Genomic DNA, 15018 nt, shown 5'->3' with positions numbered 1-15018 from the left:
CTGGGCACTCTAGAGCATTAGCACCCAGAACTGTATCTATAGCCCGACAGATGCGAACACAGACAGTAGCTAATTCTATTCACAAAAGCCAGTGCATTCAGCTAGAAAATTACTTCTAAGGTCAGATTTAAATTCGCTAAAACTTAACAGCGCTAAGAGTATGAATCAACCGATACCAACCAAGGCATTGTAGGTATTTATAGCTATCTATAGCTATCTGTTTAAATCTCGCCCCCAAATAACTGCCCCATTTGGCTCAGGTCTACATTGCCACCGCTGAGAATGACACCCACTCGCTGGTTAGGGGCTTGAACCACAGCTTCAAGTAAAGCCGCAGCCGCCAGCGCTCCTGTCGGCTCGACCACAATCTTTAACCGCTCCCAAAGCAGCCGCAAACTGCGTACGATTCCCCCTTCTGACACAGTGACTAGGTCATCAACATAATGCAGCACCAGCGGAAACGTAACCTTGCCTAGGCAAGGTGTCCGCGCACCATCGGCAATCGTATTAGGGTTATGGACGGTTTGCAGTTGCTTGCTGTGAAAGGAGCGTGTGGCATCGTCAGCTAGCTCGGGCTCCACCCCAATGACTTGGCAGGCAGGAGCCAAGGACTTGGCAGCAATCGCGCAACCCGACAGCAAGCCACCGCCCCCACAGCAAACCAGCAGCAAATCGAGCGGCCCAACCGCTTCGAATAGTTCTTTTGCTGTGGTGCCCTGACCCGCAACCACATCAGGGTGATCGTAGGGAGGAATCAGGGTTAGCCCACAGGTTTGAGCAAGGCTAGTTCCCAACTCTTCGCGGACAACTTTTGCCCGGTCGTACAGCACAACTTCCGCACCATAACCCCGGGTCGCCGCCTGTTTCACGGCTGGAGCATCTTGAGGCATGACCACGGTGATCGGCACCGCTAACAGCTGACCGGCTAGCGCTAACGCTTGAGCATGGTTGCCCGAAGAGTAAGTAATGACGCCTCGCTGTTTTTGCTCAGTAGGAAGTTGAGCCAGAGCGTTGTAAGCGCCACGAAATTTGAATGAGCCAGTGCGCTGAAAATTCTCGGCCTTAAAAAAGACCTGAGCACCAGTGCGTTGATTAACCGTGCGAGAGCTAAGCACTGGAGTTCGGTGCGCCTGTTGCTTCAAGCGCAGAGCAGCCGCTTCAATATCTGAATAATTGACGGCCAAAGAAGCCGCAAACAAATCAGCGCGCTCAGCCAACCTGGTTACTCAACTCTTGAATCAGGCTAGCGCACAGTTGCTCGTAGGTTGTGGCCAGTTCTTGATAAATCGGGCTGCGCTGCGGATCGGGCGAGTGCTCGTAGCTAATTCGAATCAGGGATTGAACCTGGTTTAGGTCATTGATCGCACCCACGCCATACATGGCTAAGACGGCAGCACCAAAGCTGCTGCCCTCGTACACCTCCGGCACCACCACGTCATAACCGAGAACATCCGCCGTCATTTGCAGCCAGGCGGAGGAACGGGCAAAGCCACCAGAAGCACGAATTTCCTTGGGGTCACCGCCCAGTTCCTGCACTAGCGTGAGGATGGTGCGGATGTTGAGCAATATGCCCTCCAAGACGGCCCGAATGAAGTGAGCTCGCTGGTGATGCAACCCCATGCCCACAAAAGCGCCTCGTAACTGAGCGTTCCAGTAAGGCGCCCGCTCCCCAGATAAGAAAGGCAGACAGAACAGACCTTCTGCGCCAACTGGGGTTTGTAGCGCCGCTTCAATCATCAAGGTGTAGGGATCCGCACCGAGCTGTTTGGCTCGCTCCACTTCTGGAGCACAGAACTCATCTCGCAACCAGCGCAGCACAATACCGCCATTGTTGGTGGGACCCCCGATTACCCAGTGGTTTTCGGTAAGCGCATAGCAGAAGGTGCGCCCCGACGGGTTAGTGCGGGGCTGGCCGATTACGGTTCGCACGGCGCCACTGGTGCCGATGGTGATCGCAACCTGTCCCAATTCAATGGCCCCTACACCCAGATTGGCTAAAACTCCGTCGTTAGCCCCCACCACGACAGGCGTATCTGGATCTAAGCCCATTGCCTCTGCGTACTGGAATTTCATGCCTCGCATGACGTGAGTTGTGGGCACAGGGTCACTGAGTTGACTGGCTCGTACTTGGGTGAGGGCGAGGGCTTCTTCATCCCAGGTGAGCCGTTCTAGATTGAACAGACCTGTGGCTGAGGCAATCGAATAGTCAACAATCCACTGCCCAAATAGCTGGTAAAAAACGTATTCCTTAATCGAGACAAACCGGGCTGCTTGCTGAAACGTCGCTGCGGCCATCTGCTGCAACCACAGTAATTTAGGCAGCGGCGACATGGGATGGATGGGCGTTCCTGTGCGTTGATAGATTGCTTGCCCTATGCCCGATCGTTTTAAGGAGTTCGTTTGCTCCAGACTACGGTTGTCGGCCCAGATAATACTGTGGGTCAGCGGTTTGCCCTGAGCGTCAATCGCAATCAGGCTGTGCATAGCGCCGCTAAAACCAAGCGCGGCAATATCCTGTTTGCTCACTCTTGCTTGCTCAACGGCCTCGCGTACTGCGGCTAACACAGCTATCGAGATTACATCTGGATCCTGCTCAGCCCAGCCCGGTTGAGGCACCAGAATCGGGTATTCCCGCAAGCCTGTACCTTGAGCAGCACCAGTGGCCGAAAAAACAATCGCCTTAGTACTAGTGGTGCCGATGTCAACGCCAATAAAAAAAGCTTGAGCCATATTACACAAAGAAGCTAATCGCGAAGACAACAGCAAAACCAACCAGACCGATGATCGTTTCCATAATTGTCCAAGAGCGCAACGTATCCTTCTCAGACAAACCCAAGTAACGACTGACGAGCCAGAAGCCTGAATCGTTAACATGAGAAACTACGGTGGCCCCTGAAGCAATCGCAATAGTGATCAGACCCAAAGCAGGGGCAGAGTAACTCCCAGTCTGCAAAATAGGCGCAACAATGCCTGCGGTCGTGACCATTGCCACTGTGGCTGAACCTTGAGAAATGCGCACAGCTGTTGACATTAAAAACGCTAGCAAAATGATTGGCACATTAGAGCCGGATAGCAACGTCGCTAAGGCATTACCAACCCCACTCGCAACTAGCACTTTGCCCAAAACACCACCTGCCCCAGTCACTAGAATAATTAGCCCAACGGGTTCTAAAGATTTGGTAGCAATTTCTTGAACTTGATCGTTAGAATAGCCACGCCGGGTTCCTAGGAAGTAAAACGAGCAGAGGGCCGCTATTAAGAGCGCTGTGAAGGGGTGTCCCAAGAAACCCAACAGATTGCGAATAAAGTTGCCTTCTGGCAGTACCACACCAGATACAGTATTAGCCAAAATGAGGGCGAGAGGAATAACAATTAGAGAAACCACCAAGCCGAAACTGGGCAGGTCTTTCCTAAAAGGTTGACCGGGTGCGCCGACTGGATTGTGTTCATAAGCAGCCAGCTCTTCGGAGCCCAGAGCACTAGCGCTAGTCGCCGCATAAGCCGGTACAGCTGCTGCTTGAGGTTCATTGACTAGCATGTATTCCGGGACTTTGGCATGGATTTTCTTAGCGATATGCTGTCCAAAAATAATGCCACCAGCGACCATTGCAGGCAGACCAGCAATCGTACCAAATAGAATCACCCAGCCTAGATCAGCGCCTAACAACGAGGCAACAGCAACTGGACCCGGCGTGGGTGGAATGAAGCTATGCGCAACTGCTAGACCAGCAGCTAGCGGGAAGGCGTAATAGAGCAAGGATTTGCCGGTGCGTTGTGCCAAGCTGTAAACAAGCGGCAACAAGATAATCAGACCGACATCAAAGAAGACTGGAATCGCAACTAGAAAACCCGTTAAACCCAAGGCCCACTGCACCCGGTCTTCACCAAAGCGGCCAACCAGGGTTCGGGCTAATTGCTCAGCACCACCTGTAACCCGCAACATCTCGCCAAACATAGAGCCTAAAGCGACGACAATCGCAATAAACCCTAGGGTTGTGCCCATGCCTTCTTGAATAGTTTTAGTAACCTCAGTGAGGGGTATACCGGCGAGAATGGCTACAAAAAAGCTAGCAATCAGCAGTGCTACAAAAGCCTGTAAGCGGACACGAATCACTAGAAATAGAAGCAGTAGAATGCCTAATACTGCAATAAAAATCAATGAAAACGGTGACATAGCTTTAATCTCAAGGTTGCTTCAACCTAACTTTTCTCACTCTATCAAGAGTCTGGCTGCTTATCTTGCCTGTCTATCTCTTGTTAAGGATCAAGCGCACTAATTCTACGTAAGTATCTTTATAGAGCTCAGGTAGCATAAGCCACGTCCGGCCTTAGAAAGCCTCCTTTCTGTAAATACTTGAGAAGCTTAGATGGAACCACCCGATTGGATGATTGACAAAGAGACTAACAACTCCAACACAGTCTTGAGAGCTAAAATCCTAAAGAATTTTAATAGCTAGTGTGAGGCCACTAGCCCGATCGGCGGATGTAAAATCCAAGCGCTACAATGCTAAGGTCTGCGCTGGAGTTTACTCAAGGGCCATAAATAAAGCTTTAGATGGAAGACTAAAGTGAAAACAACAGTCCGTGAAGATCTAAAACAAATCATCAAGTCTCTGCGCCACTTACCGAAACTTGATGCAGCTCAAGTGTCTTTACAGCTCTGGTAATTGATTACCCGTTCTTAACCGACTTAAGCTATTCCTTCGCCTTGGCAAAGAAGACTTGCCAATAATCCTGCAATTAGAGACCAGAAGTAAACAGCCAAGGGGATAGAATCTCCCATAGACCTTTCAAGCTATAGCCCCTCTGCCACCAACACCTCCTGGAATTCCTCCCAGCTGATCGCTTGCTGTAGATAGCGAGGATGGCTGGGGTCGTAAGGTCCTTCTAGCCGGTCAACAGCAATAATCTTCGCTGCCTCTGGCAAGACCGGCAAATCAGGGTCAAAGGCAGTAGGGCGCATCAGAGAACTGGAATAGCCCTTAAAGATAGCAATCTGATCTGGCTCACCCTCAATTTCTACAGTTACCAGCAGAACCTCACGAGGGTGAGCCAGGGTGTACTGCTCCAAGCGTTGCTCAATTGGATTAGCCATACTCAGTTCCAGCTGAGCCATTGGCTGCCGGAGGTGTGACCATCTCAAACCGGAAGAACTGACGACCGGCAATAAAGCACTCCCCATGTTGCAGCTTAACGGGACGGCGTAGCCGCACAAAGGTACCGTTCTTACTGCCTAAATCGCAGAGTTCGAAGCGTCCCTGGTACTGCTGAATTGTGGCGTGACGACGAGAAACATAAGAATTGTCAGACAGCACCACATCGCCTTCTGTCCGCCCAATGACAATGGAGCGATTGAAGGAATAGACCTCCCCCCGCTGTCCTTGAGGCAAAATTCGCATCAACTGGGCCTGCCGTTGCATGGGCAGACTGCCCACCTGAATCGTTTCACCGCCACCCATCGAAGGGCTAGTAGGATCATAGGGATCAGCTGCCTTAGGCGTACTGGGAGTATCGTCCGCAGCGCCCAAGGAATTAAAAGACTCCAGACGAGGGTCTAGGTCAGGCCGGATCATCTGAAACTCAAAGAGATACCAGCCGATCAAAATCCGGTCCAGATCTTCCAAAATTGTCTTCTGGCAGCGCAGGAAGGTGCCCATGTTGCTGCCTAAGTCGCGCAGGCTGTAGTGACCGTCCTTAATCTCAATCACCGCGTGGCGAGGGGACAACGACGGATCATCAACAATGCTGACATGGGAGTGACCGCGACCGATCAACATCCGTCCGGTCTGCATCATCTCGCTTAACGGATAGACGCTTTGCCGTTGCCCCTGATCATTAATGTGAACAAGTTGAGCCGCGCCTAGGACTTCAGGCTGAATGACGGGTTGAGGTTCAGACTGAAGTTGGACAAACTGCTCAACCTCAGAAACTGGAGCCACAGAGCGACGCTTTCTGTAGTCCTCACGGACACGCCGCGCCGCATCTTGCTCTTCGTACTTGCGCCGGACAGATTTGGGAAGGAACCCAGTAAGGAACCTGAACATACTCAGAGCCAGTGGAGGGAGCTGTGGGCTGCAAACTACTCAGAGCGCATGGGTCAGGAAGACGTACTCCTGGACCACCTGGCCCCCAATTAAGTGCTTCTGAATAATATACTCAATGACCTCTGGTGTTGCAGAGTGATACCAGACGCCATCAGGGTAAACGACTAGAATCGGTCCCTGCTGACAGACCCGCAAGCAATTGGCCTTGGTCCGGAACACACAGCCCGGCTGCTGATCTGAAGGCCGGTCTAATCCTAATTCCTTCAACCGCCGCTTGAGGTAATCCCAAGCCGCCAAACCTTGCTCTTTCGAGCAACACAGCGGTTTGGTCTGATCAGCGCAAATAAACAGATGACGCTGGATGCGATCGAGACCCAGAGATTGCACACACTGGCTCAGCTCAGGACTCTGGCAGACTTCTGCCTCAGCGTCAGGAGAATCAGAGAGGGTCATGTTTTAGGAGATCTAAGTCAGAGATCTATTACAGAGCCTACAGAGCCGCTAATCTTTGTAGTTTTGCAAAGTGGTTTTGCTAATTGGCAATGGTTTTGCCAACAGCCTTTCAATAATCTCGCCTAAAGTTTCGTCTAAAATCTTGCCCCAGCCGCCCTGCCTCAACCGTCTCTAAGCCAAGGGGTTTTTCGCGCTAGCCAGACAGAGTGAGCGATTAAGAGGCCTCGCCATCGCGACGCCCCAGCTCGTAGACGCCTAAGCTCATACAGGCAAGTAATCCCATACTGACTGCCCAGCTATGGCCCAGACTCCACTCCACGCCCCAATTTAGCAGGAGACCCAAGCCCAAAAACGGCACAATGCTGCACAGACTAGCAATGAGTGAACCGATGCCCTCTGCATTAGTCCCACCCCCAATCTGCTCGGCTCGGGTCAGCCATTGACTCAGCTGTTCCGCAAGTTTTTCACTCAGCGAAAAGAAGGCCAGGTACATAGCCATTGCCCACAAGCCAACTCCTGCTACCGTACTAGGGCTTACAGAGATCTGGAAGGGCAGAATTTCGCTGAGCATGGCAACACCTTGGGCAATACCTTACAGAAGATGGGTTTAGACCTGAGCCGGGGCACCAAGTTTTGTGTACAAGTGTTGCATACTCCTGAGCAACGCAACAGGGCAGCAAGACAGATTAGAAGAGCCCTAGGCTTAGAAAAGAGGCATCAGCAGCTAAGGGATCGGCTGCAAGACATTTGAGGAAACCAGCTCAGCAGGCTTTTGTAGCCTACTCACAGACCAATAGATCTAGGCGGCAATTAGCAACTTCTCCGGCAATCTGCCAGCTGGAATTGGTAACCTCTGTGTCATAATCTTTCACAGAAACTTTAATGTTTGGGGCCTGAGCCGCCCGAGGATTGCTCGATGAGCACTCAAGCCATTGACCCGGCAGAGTTGCACCGTTACGAGTGTGACTCCTGCGGTTATACCTATGAACCGACGAAAGGCGATGCCAAAGGCCGGATTGCGGCGGGCGTTGCCTTTGAGGATTTGCCTGAGGACTGGCGCTGCCCAGTCTGCAATGCTAGACCCGCTCAGTTTCAGGATGTTGGTCCTGTGGGCAAAGCTTCGGGCTTTGAGGAAAACCTGGGCTACGGCCTCGGGGTGAACAAGATGACACCCGGCCAGAAGAACCTCCTAATTTTTGGTGCTCTGGCTATTGCCTTTCTGTTTTTCATCAGTCTCTACGGTTTGCAATGAGCACAAGGTTCGCCCAAATGGGCTGGGAGATAGGGGGGTGAGTGGAGTGTCTGAAGCCTTAAGGCGTGGTATCCGCGTCGTTGCCAGTCTGGCTTTGGCCTTGGTGCTAGGTCTAACGACAACAGCTTGCGGCTATCTAGCAGAGTTGCCCTACAACCCCTGGCAGCTCGTTGGGTTGTCAACGGATGCGACCCTCTTGGATCTGGCGTTTACCGGCACTAACCCAAATCATGGTTGGTTGGTCGGCACTAGCGCCACGCTGCTAGAAACTCAAGATGCAGGCAAGACCTGGGAGCCCCGGACCCCTGAGCTGGAAAACGGGGAAGGCTACCGCTTTACCTCAGTTAGTTTCACAGGCAATGAAGGCTGGATTGCAGGTAAGCCCTCGGTGTTGTTGCATACAGAGGATGGTGGTCAGTCCTGGTCACAAATCCCACTGAGCAGTAAGCTACCCGGCGCACCAACTATGGTGACCGCTCTCGGGCGTGGCAGCGCAGAGATGGTGACCGATGTAGGCGCGATCTACCGTACGCAGGACAGCGGACGCACCTGGAAAGCTCTGGTCGGCGAAGCAGTTGGGGTGATCCGGAACCTGTCGCGTTCTTTGGACGGTCAATACGTGGCGGTTTCAGCTAGAGGCAATTTCTACTCAACCTGGAAGCCAGGGCAGACTACCTGGGAGTACCACAACCGCAACAATTCCCGGCGCATTCAGAACATGGGATTTAGCCCAGATGGTAACTTATGGATGCTAAGCCGCGGCGGCCAACTGCAATTTAGCGATCCAGAAAATCCAGGGAACTGGGATAATGCTAAGTACCCAGAATTCTCAGTCAGCGTTGGCTTGTTGGATCTGTCCTATCAGGGACAGCAGGAAATCTGGCTAGCCGGGGGGAGTGCCAATCTACTCCACAGTTCTGACGGCGGTAAAACCTGGCAAAAAGACAGAGCCGTGGAAGACGTGCCGTCCAATTTCTATCGAGTTCTATTCCCAAGTAAGGACACAGGCTTCGTGCTCGGTCAACAGGGTACTTTGCTCCGCTACGAGCCAACTTTGGCTAAAGCCTGAGCGAGGCTTGGGAGATTTCAAGGCTAATGGTCTTGTGGCGTGTCCTTAAGTTTCCTAGTATGGTGCTACTCGCTCAACTTGTCATTCATTCACATTGTTTTTCTCAGGAGGAACTAAATGTCCGGCACTACTGGTGAGCGTCCATTCTCCGATATCGTTACCAGCGTTCGTTACTGGGTGATTCACAGCATTACCATTCCTATGCTGTTCATTGCGGGCTGGTTGTTTGTCAGCACAGGTCTGGCTTACGATGCATTTGGTACGCCCCGTCCCGATGAGTATTTCACTCAGACCCGTCTAGAAGCTCCAGTCGTTCAAAGCCGACTCGAAGCGAAGGAGCAAATTGAAAAAGTTCTGATCGAGAACCAAGCCGAGAAATAGTAAAGCAGCTGCGATTAGTTCTTCCCGTTCCTTTCTCTCCTTGCAAGACCTATGGCTACTAGTGGCAATCCAAATCAACCCGTTTCCTATCCAGTATTTACGGTTCGTTGGCTAGCCGTTCATACATTAGGCGTCCCTACGATCTTCTTCATAGGCGCCATCGCTGCAATGCAATTTATTCAACGGTGACATCATGGCTCGAGAAAATCCCAATAAGCAGCCGGTTGAACTGAACCGCACGTCCCTCTATTTGGGCTTGCTGTTGGTGTTCGTGACCGTTCTGCTGTTTTCTAGCTACTTTTTCAACTAATTATCGTTCGGGGAGGTTAGTGCTGTGTCTGGACAAGCTAGGATTCCTCTGTGGATTGTAGGGGTTATTGCAGGTATGGGTGCCCTGGGTATACTCGCCCTGTTTTTCTACGGTGCTTATGCAGGTTTAGGCTCCTCTGTATAGAGTCTGAATCCTTAATTTAAAGCCGCCTGTTCCTAAGGGAAGCAGGCGGCTTTTAGTTATTTGAGCCAGACTAAAAATCAGGCTTCTTCTTCACGCTCAATGGTCAGGAACAAAGCGGACATGGCGATGGCGGGAAAGATCAGGCCAACGAAAACGACCAGAATGGGAGAGAGATAGCTAGCTGCGTATTCAGGCATGTTTTACTTCCTATTAGGGCGATTTGATTCAATACTCAATGTACTGTGATTCCCGGTCAAGCCGGACCAGAGTCAAGATTTGTAATGGTGAGTGAAACAGCCCAACGGGCACTGGAATTGCGACGCCTTTTGCAACGGGCCAGCTACGAGTATTACGTGCTGGATGCCCCAACAATGGCCGACTCAGTTTACGACCAGCTCTATCGTGAACTGCAAACGCTGGAGAGCCAGCACCCAGAGCTGATTACCCCCGACAGCCCTACCCAGCGGGTGGGCGAGAGACCGCAATCCCAGTTTGTCTCGGTTCGTCACAACGTTCCCCTCTACAGCCTAGAGAACGCTTTTAGCCTGGAGGATCTACAGAACTGGCAAGGCCGCTTTCAGAAGCTCCTGGCTGGCGATCTAGGTGATCTGGAGTACGTCTGTGAGTTGAAGATCGACGGTTCGGCCCTGGCCCTCACTTACGAAAATGGCGTTCTGGTCCGAGGTGCAACCCGAGGCGACGGTCAATCCGGCGAGGACATCACTGCCAATGTGCGCACTTTACAAACCGTGCCTCTACGCTTGCAGCTAGAGGAGCCCCCGGCGGTGGTTGAGGTGCGCGGGGAAGCCTTTCTGCCCCTAGCCAGTTTTGAGCGACTGAACCAGGAACGGGCAGCAGCCGGAGAACCCCTGTTCGCTAATCCCCGCAACGCCGCAGCAGGCACCCTACGCCAGCTTGATGCCCGCATTGTGGCAGCGCGGCGTCTAGACTTTTTCGCTTACACCTTGCACTTGCCCCAAGGCTGGAACCAGCCATTGCCTCAGAGCCAATGGCAGGCTCTAGAGTTGTTGAGTCGCATGGGCTTTCGGGTCAATCCTGAGCGGCAACTGTGCCCCTCTTTGGGCGCGGTGCAAGCCTACTGCGAGCATTGGTCAACCGGTCGGTTGGATCTGCCCTACCTGACTGATGGCGTGGTAGTGAAGCTCAATGCTTTCAACTTACAAGAAGAAGTTGGCTTTACACAGAAGTTTCCCCGTTGGGCAATTGCCTACAAGTACCCGGCTGAGGAGGTGCCTACCCGAGTTCTGCAAATTTCGGTGAACGTAGGCCGGACAGGAGCAGTGACCCCCGTAGCTGATCTGACACCGGTGGAAGTGGCAGGCACCACCGTCAGTCGTGCCACACTGCACAATGCGGACCGACTCGCTGAGCTCGACCTACACCTGGGCGATACAGTAGTGATTCGCAAGGCGGGTGAAATCATCCCAGAAGTGCTGCGTGTCTTGACCGAGTTGCGGCCTGCGGACGCAGTGCCCTACCACATGCCCACTGAGTGCCCTGAGTGCGGTCAGCCAGTTGTGCGGCCTGAGGGCGAGGCTGTGACCCGCTGCATCAATGCCTCCTGCCCTGCAATTCTGCGAGGAGCCCTTCAGCATTGGGCCAGCCGGGATGCGCTGGACATTGACGGCCTAGGCGAGAAGCTAGTGCGGCAGCTGGTCGAGCAGGGACTTGTCAAAACGCTGGCCGATCTCTACCGGCTCACGGCTGAGCAGTTGGCCAGTCTGGAGCGCATGGGCAAGAAGTCGGCCCAGAACCTGGTAGCGGCCCTGGAACACTCCCGTGAACGGCCCTGGTCTCGGGTGCTTTATGGCTTGGGCATTCGTCATGTAGGCAGTGTCAATGCGCAGTTGTTAACTGAGCACTTTCCCAGCGTCGAGCAATTGGCCGCGGCGACCCCCGAGCAAATCTCAGGCGTCTATGGCATTGGTTCTGAGATCGCCCAGGCGGTGCATCAGTGGTTCACAATTCCTGCCAACCAGGATCTAATTGAGCAGTTGCGAGCCGTTGGTTTGCAACTGGGGTCTCAGGAAACCAACAGACCCACCGAGGGTCATTTGAGTGGCAAGACGTTTGTGATTACTGGAACTCTACCGACGCTGAGCCGTACCGAAGCCAAGGGGCTGATTGAGCAGCACGGTGGCAAAGTCACAGATTCGGTGAGCAGTAGGACCGATTATTTGGTAGCCGGTGAAAAAGCCGGATCCAAACTCGACAAAGCGCAAAAACTCAAGATTCCAGTATTAGACGAGGCGCAATTGCAGGCATTGCTAACCGCCAATCCTAGCGAGTCATGAATCAACTCAAAAAACGCGAGCAGTATTAGCTACCAAAGGAATTTTAGAGTCGCTGCTACCCGGATTGAAACTGACTGATCAGCAGGTGTTCCAGCAAGCGGGGCTTCCCAATTGAGAGATTTTTGATACCCTAGCCAGGACAGCTATTCAGTAGCTATTCAGCCTTGGGGGGTGTATGAGTTCGGCTCGAAAAGTTTTGGCGTTTGTGCTGCCCTACTGGCGGCCAACACTGTTGGTCAGCATTGCAGGGCTGTTTTTTTCGTTTGTGAATCTGCTGCGGCCTTACTTGGTTGGCTTGTTTGCAAACCTGCTGACCCAATCCGGCTCACTACCCCCAATTTTGCAGGGGCTGGCTCCATCTTTGAGAGCATTGGGGTTACCTGAACGCAACGCTGCCATCGCCGTTGTTTGCCTAGTGTTCTTTGGCGTCAACTTGCTGGCTCCTCTGGAAGATATTTTTGTGCATTTGCCCAAGCGCTTGGTTGCCCTACGCATTGCCAATCGCTTGCATCGTCAGGCTTATCAGCGAGTTTTGAGCTTGCCTTTAAGCTACTTTGAAACTAATAACAGTGGCCTGCTGGTTTCGCGTTTAGAGCGAGCGATTAGCAAGCTGCAACTGCTGTATGTCAGCGTGGTTCACGGTGGCATCATGGTGTTTTCAACGCTGACGGTTGCCACATTTCTGTTCTTTTCGATTGATCCAGCCTTGGGTTGGGTTTTTGCTAGCACAATTAGCATTTGTGTGGTGATTATCTGCACGATGTTCAGCCATCTACAGCCCTATGTTGATCTGGGCGAACGTATTTTAGACCGCACGATGAGCCGGTTATCGGAGATCGTGCTGAACATCAAAACGGTCAAAGCGTTTGTGCAAGAGGCACGAGAATATCGACGCGGGTTGCGCTGGCTGAATCGTTTCGAGCGCTTTATGGCTCGCAAAACCTATGGCAGGTTTTTTGTGGCTGATACTGCTATGTGGCTGCTGCTCAATCTGTCGTTTAGTGCCATTGTCGGGTTGAGTGCCTATCTGGCTGCAACCAACAAAATCGATGTTGGGGGCATGATTACTGCGATTACGATTGCGCAAATTGCCCGCGCTGATGTTAGTGGCCTTCGGGAACCAACTGAGTTATTCACAACTTCGGCCAGTGCGATTGCCTGGTTATATGAGTTTCTACATTTGCCACTGCAAGAGCCCCGGAGTGGTGAGCAAGCGATTGGAAGTTTGGGTCCGGCCAAGCTGTCATTTCGAGGGGTGCAATTTAGTTACCGAGCGAATCTGCCGCCGGTTCTGTGCAATCTCAATCTAGAAATTTCGCCCTATACGACGGTTGCATTGGTAGGGCCTTCGGGTTCAGGGAAATCAACGTTGACTAAGTTGCTCTATCGGTTTGTTGATCCGACGCAGGGCCAAATTCTGTGGGATGGCTTGGATATTCGTGAGTTTAAGTTGAGCGAATATCGGTCGCAGTTGGCAATTGTGCCGCAGGAGGTTGAGGTGTTTAATGGCACGGTGTTGAGCAATATTCTGTATGGCCGTCCTGATTTGCCAACCGAAAAAGCCATTGCTGCCGCTAAGCTTGCCCGCGCTCACGAATTTATTCTAGATTTGCCAGAGGGTTACGATTCGGTTGTGGGGGAACGCGGTATTCGTCTATCGGGTGGACAACGGCAGCGCTTGGGCATTGCCAGGGCGATTTTGATGCGACCGGCGGTGTTGATTTTAGACGAGGCAACTTCAAATCTCGATTCGGAATCTGAGCACTTGATTCAACAAGCGCTGCAAGATCTGTTTGGTACCTGCACGGTAATTGTGATTGCCCATCGTCTCTCGACGGTGCGCGAGGCGGATGTGATTGTGGTGCTGGAGTCGGGCCGAATTGTGGAGCAGGGGACTCATCAGCAATTGGTCAGTGCTGGTTCGGGGTTGTACCAGCGGTTGCATCAGCTTCAGGTGAGTGGGGAGTTGCGGGAGGTTTAGAAAGCGAGTTCTGCACAGGCAAAGGTGAGGAGGTTGAGAAGTTATTGCGTTCTCAGACTCGACCGAGAGATGAAGAAGCTAGCGTGAGAGCCATTTGTTATGGTTCGATGTGCAGTACGGCTTTTCCCGCCAAGCTGCGGCTCATCAATCGCTCGAAAGCTTCTGCTGGTTCATGCCAACTCGCTTCAAACGCAATGTTTGACTGAAGCCGACCCGCTACAAGCTGTGTCATCAGCCAAGTAAGATCGCGAGCGGCACTTGGGAAACGTTCCAGTTCTGAGAAGATGATAAAACCGTAAAGCGTTGCTCCAGCCTGACGATAAAAGTTTGGAGCGTTGAAAGAAACCGTCTCGTCGCTGGAATTTCCCAACGAAACGACTGTGCCAAGGGGAGCAACACTTGCCAACGAGGTAGCTAGGGATCTCCCACCGACTGATTCAAGAATCAAGTCGTACTTGCGTTCAAGTCCCGTCGCTAAAGTTGGGTTGATTAGGATTTGGGAAGCGCCAAGTTCCCGTAACCCTTGAGTTCTTTCAGGACGACCAACCACGCAAGTGACATCAGCTCCTGCTTGGGACGCAAGCTGGATAGCCCATCGTCCCAACCCACCTGCTGCACCAGTAATGAGAACCCGCTTACTGTAGAGCAATCCTCCTTTAGACAGTGCTCGCAGTGCAGTTAAACCAGAAATTGGTAGGGTTGAAGCTGTAGCAAAAGTTATATTGTCGGGTAACGGTGCTAGGTGAGTTGTTGGTACAGCGACGTGCGTGGACCATGCACCACCTGTCACCAAACCCACCACACGCGTGCCAACAGCTGGTCCACTTCCGTCTGTCGCCGCTTGCTCAATGACCCCGCTCAGATCCCAACCCAATCGAGATCCCTCATCGGCATAAGCCAAGGCACGAATCTCTCCCCGGTTGAGTGAGACAGTACGTACAGTTACAACTGCCTGAGATGGTGTAGGTGTAGGATCTGGAACATCGGCTAATCGTATCTTTGTTGCCTCGCTAGGTGCTGCAATCAGTGCTTTCATAGATCAACCTCTCATAGGGTTTCGTTCACGGTT

General features: G+C 52.4%; 17 protein-coding genes. 8 read left to right on the top strand and 9 right to left on the bottom strand.

The features are described 5' to 3' along the window. Positions 1–221: 221 nt before the first annotated feature. From H6F94_RS18940 to H6F94_RS18910, 7 genes are all read right to left on the bottom strand, one after another. Positions 222–1217 (bottom strand): threo-3-hydroxy-L-aspartate ammonia-lyase, encoded by a 996-nt coding sequence (locus tag H6F94_RS18940; RefSeq protein ID WP_242041260.1) that lies wholly within the window; start codon positions 1215–1217, stop codon positions 222–224. Further along, positions 1210–2730: a gluconokinase gene (locus H6F94_RS18935; RefSeq protein WP_190803780.1), complete on the bottom strand. Its 1521-nt coding sequence runs from the start codon at positions 2728–2730 to the stop codon at positions 1210–1212. Before H6F94_RS18935 ends, H6F94_RS18940 begins: the two co-directional genes overlap by 8 nt. 1 nt (position 2731) lies before the next feature. Then, a complete protein-coding gene (locus H6F94_RS18930; protein WP_190803779.1) occupies positions 2732–4174 on the bottom strand; it encodes a GntP family permease in 1443 nt (480 codons plus the stop codon). Positions 4175–4795: 621 nt separating this feature from the next. Further along, a complete protein-coding gene (locus tag H6F94_RS18925) occupies positions 4796–5095 on the bottom strand; it encodes a DUF7734 family protein (protein ID WP_190803778.1) in 300 nt (99 codons plus the stop codon). Beyond that, positions 5088–6044 carry an FHA domain-containing protein gene (locus tag H6F94_RS18920; RefSeq protein WP_190803777.1) on the bottom strand — a complete coding sequence of 319 codons (957 nt, stop codon included), beginning with the start codon at positions 6042–6044 and terminating at the stop codon, positions 5088–5090. Before H6F94_RS18920 ends, H6F94_RS18925 begins: the two co-directional genes overlap by 8 nt. Before the next feature lie 39 nt (positions 6045–6083). Further along, positions 6084–6497, bottom strand: a complete 414-nt coding sequence (locus H6F94_RS18915; RefSeq protein WP_190803776.1) for a (2Fe-2S) ferredoxin domain-containing protein — start codon at positions 6495–6497, stop codon at positions 6084–6086. A gap of 214 nt (positions 6498–6711) precedes the next feature. Continuing rightward, on the bottom strand, positions 6712–7068 hold the full coding sequence (locus tag H6F94_RS18910) for a hypothetical protein (RefSeq protein ID WP_190803775.1): 357 nt from the start codon (positions 7066–7068) through the stop codon (positions 6712–6714). Between the two features lie 345 nt (positions 7069–7413). On the opposite strand from H6F94_RS18910, the gene H6F94_RS18905 reads away from it, so the two are divergent. From H6F94_RS18905 to H6F94_RS18880, 6 genes are all read left to right on the top strand, one after another. Continuing rightward, on the top strand, positions 7414–7749 hold the full coding sequence (locus H6F94_RS18905; RefSeq protein ID WP_190803774.1) for a rubredoxin: 336 nt from the start codon (positions 7414–7416) through the stop codon (positions 7747–7749). 37 nt (positions 7750–7786) lie between these two features. Further along, positions 7787–8818: a photosynthesis system II assembly factor Ycf48 gene (locus tag H6F94_RS18900; protein ID WP_190803773.1), complete on the top strand. Its 1032-nt coding sequence runs from the start codon at positions 7787–7789 to the stop codon at positions 8816–8818. A gap of 117 nt (positions 8819–8935) precedes the next feature. Further along, complete coding sequence (gene psbE, locus H6F94_RS18895) at positions 8936–9199, top strand: cytochrome b559 subunit alpha (protein WP_190803772.1); 264 nt, start codon at positions 8936–8938, stop codon at positions 9197–9199. A gap of 51 nt (positions 9200–9250) precedes the next feature. Beyond that, positions 9251–9388 (top strand): cytochrome b559 subunit beta, encoded by a 138-nt coding sequence (psbF, locus tag H6F94_RS18890; protein WP_190803771.1) that lies wholly within the window; start codon positions 9251–9253, stop codon positions 9386–9388. Positions 9389–9392: 4 nt separating this feature from the next. After that, positions 9393–9509, top strand: a complete 117-nt coding sequence (gene psbL, locus H6F94_RS18885) for a photosystem II reaction center protein PsbL (protein ID WP_190803770.1) — start codon at positions 9393–9395, stop codon at positions 9507–9509. A 24-nt stretch (positions 9510–9533) separates the two neighbouring features. Continuing rightward, positions 9534–9653 carry a photosystem II reaction center protein J gene (locus H6F94_RS18880; RefSeq protein ID WP_190803769.1) on the top strand — a complete coding sequence of 40 codons (120 nt, stop codon included), beginning with the start codon at positions 9534–9536 and terminating at the stop codon, positions 9651–9653. 77 nt (positions 9654–9730) lie between these two features. Here the strand turns inward: H6F94_RS18880 and H6F94_RS18875 are convergent, their stop codons facing one another. After that, entirely contained in the window at positions 9731–9850 is a 120-nt protein-coding gene (locus H6F94_RS18875; protein ID WP_190803768.1) for a photosystem I reaction center subunit VIII, read from the bottom strand. A gap of 84 nt (positions 9851–9934) precedes the next feature. On the opposite strand from H6F94_RS18875, the gene ligA reads away from it, so the two are divergent. Both ligA and H6F94_RS18865 read left to right on the top strand, forming a co-directional pair. Next, complete coding sequence (ligA, locus tag H6F94_RS18870) at positions 9935–11968, top strand: NAD-dependent DNA ligase LigA (RefSeq protein WP_190803767.1); 2034 nt, start codon at positions 9935–9937, stop codon at positions 11966–11968. 175 nt (positions 11969–12143) lie between these two features. Further along, positions 12144–13949: an ABC transporter ATP-binding protein gene (locus H6F94_RS18865; RefSeq protein ID WP_190803766.1), complete on the top strand. Its 1806-nt coding sequence runs from the start codon at positions 12144–12146 to the stop codon at positions 13947–13949. Between the two features lie 97 nt (positions 13950–14046). On the opposite strand, the gene H6F94_RS18860 is transcribed toward H6F94_RS18865, so the two are convergent. Then, positions 14047–14985 carry a zinc-binding dehydrogenase gene (locus tag H6F94_RS18860; protein ID WP_190803765.1) on the bottom strand — a complete coding sequence of 313 codons (939 nt, stop codon included), beginning with the start codon at positions 14983–14985 and terminating at the stop codon, positions 14047–14049. Between the last annotated feature and the right edge of the window lie 33 nt (positions 14986–15018).

The sequence above is a fragment of the Leptolyngbya sp. FACHB-261 genome, assembly GCF_014696065.1.
In the GTDB taxonomy this organism is placed as follows: domain Bacteria; phylum Cyanobacteriota; class Cyanobacteriia; order FACHB-261; family FACHB-261; genus FACHB-261.
This window is presented reverse-complemented; position numbering and strand designations above follow the sequence as displayed.

Bases quoted from the DNA above. Each gene is read 5' to 3' on its own strand.
- H6F94_RS18865 (WP_190803766.1), top strand. From the start codon at position 12,144: ATGAGTTCGGCTCGAAAAGTTTTGGCGTTTGTGCTGCCCTACTGGCGG.
- H6F94_RS18910 (WP_190803775.1), bottom strand. From the start codon at position 7,068: ATGCTCAGCGAAATTCTGCCCTTCCAGATCTCTGTAAGCCCTAGTACG.
- H6F94_RS18875 (WP_190803768.1), bottom strand. From the start codon at position 9,850: ATGCCTGAATACGCAGCTAGCTATCTCTCTCCCATTCTGGTCGTTTTC.
- psbL (WP_190803770.1), top strand. From the start codon at position 9,393: ATGGCTCGAGAAAATCCCAATAAGCAGCCGGTTGAACTGAACCGCACG.
- H6F94_RS18915 (WP_190803776.1), bottom strand. From the start codon at position 6,497: ATGACCCTCTCTGATTCTCCTGACGCTGAGGCAGAAGTCTGCCAGAGT.
- psbF (WP_190803771.1), top strand. From the start codon at position 9,251: ATGGCTACTAGTGGCAATCCAAATCAACCCGTTTCCTATCCAGTATTT.
- H6F94_RS18920 (WP_190803777.1), bottom strand. From the start codon at position 6,044: ATGTTCAGGTTCCTTACTGGGTTCCTTCCCAAATCTGTCCGGCGCAAG.
- H6F94_RS18930 (WP_190803779.1), bottom strand. From the start codon at position 4,174: ATGTCACCGTTTTCATTGATTTTTATTGCAGTATTAGGCATTCTACTG.
- H6F94_RS18925 (WP_190803778.1), bottom strand. From the start codon at position 5,095: ATGGCTAATCCAATTGAGCAACGCTTGGAGCAGTACACCCTGGCTCAC.
- H6F94_RS18905 (WP_190803774.1), top strand. From the start codon at position 7,414: ATGAGCACTCAAGCCATTGACCCGGCAGAGTTGCACCGTTACGAGTGT.
- H6F94_RS18935 (WP_190803780.1), bottom strand. From the start codon at position 2,730: ATGGCTCAAGCTTTTTTTATTGGCGTTGACATCGGCACCACTAGTACT.
- H6F94_RS18860 (WP_190803765.1), bottom strand. From the start codon at position 14,985: ATGAAAGCACTGATTGCAGCACCTAGCGAGGCAACAAAGATACGATTA.
- ligA (WP_190803767.1), top strand. From the start codon at position 9,935: ATGGTGAGTGAAACAGCCCAACGGGCACTGGAATTGCGACGCCTTTTG.
- psbE (WP_190803772.1), top strand. From the start codon at position 8,936: ATGTCCGGCACTACTGGTGAGCGTCCATTCTCCGATATCGTTACCAGC.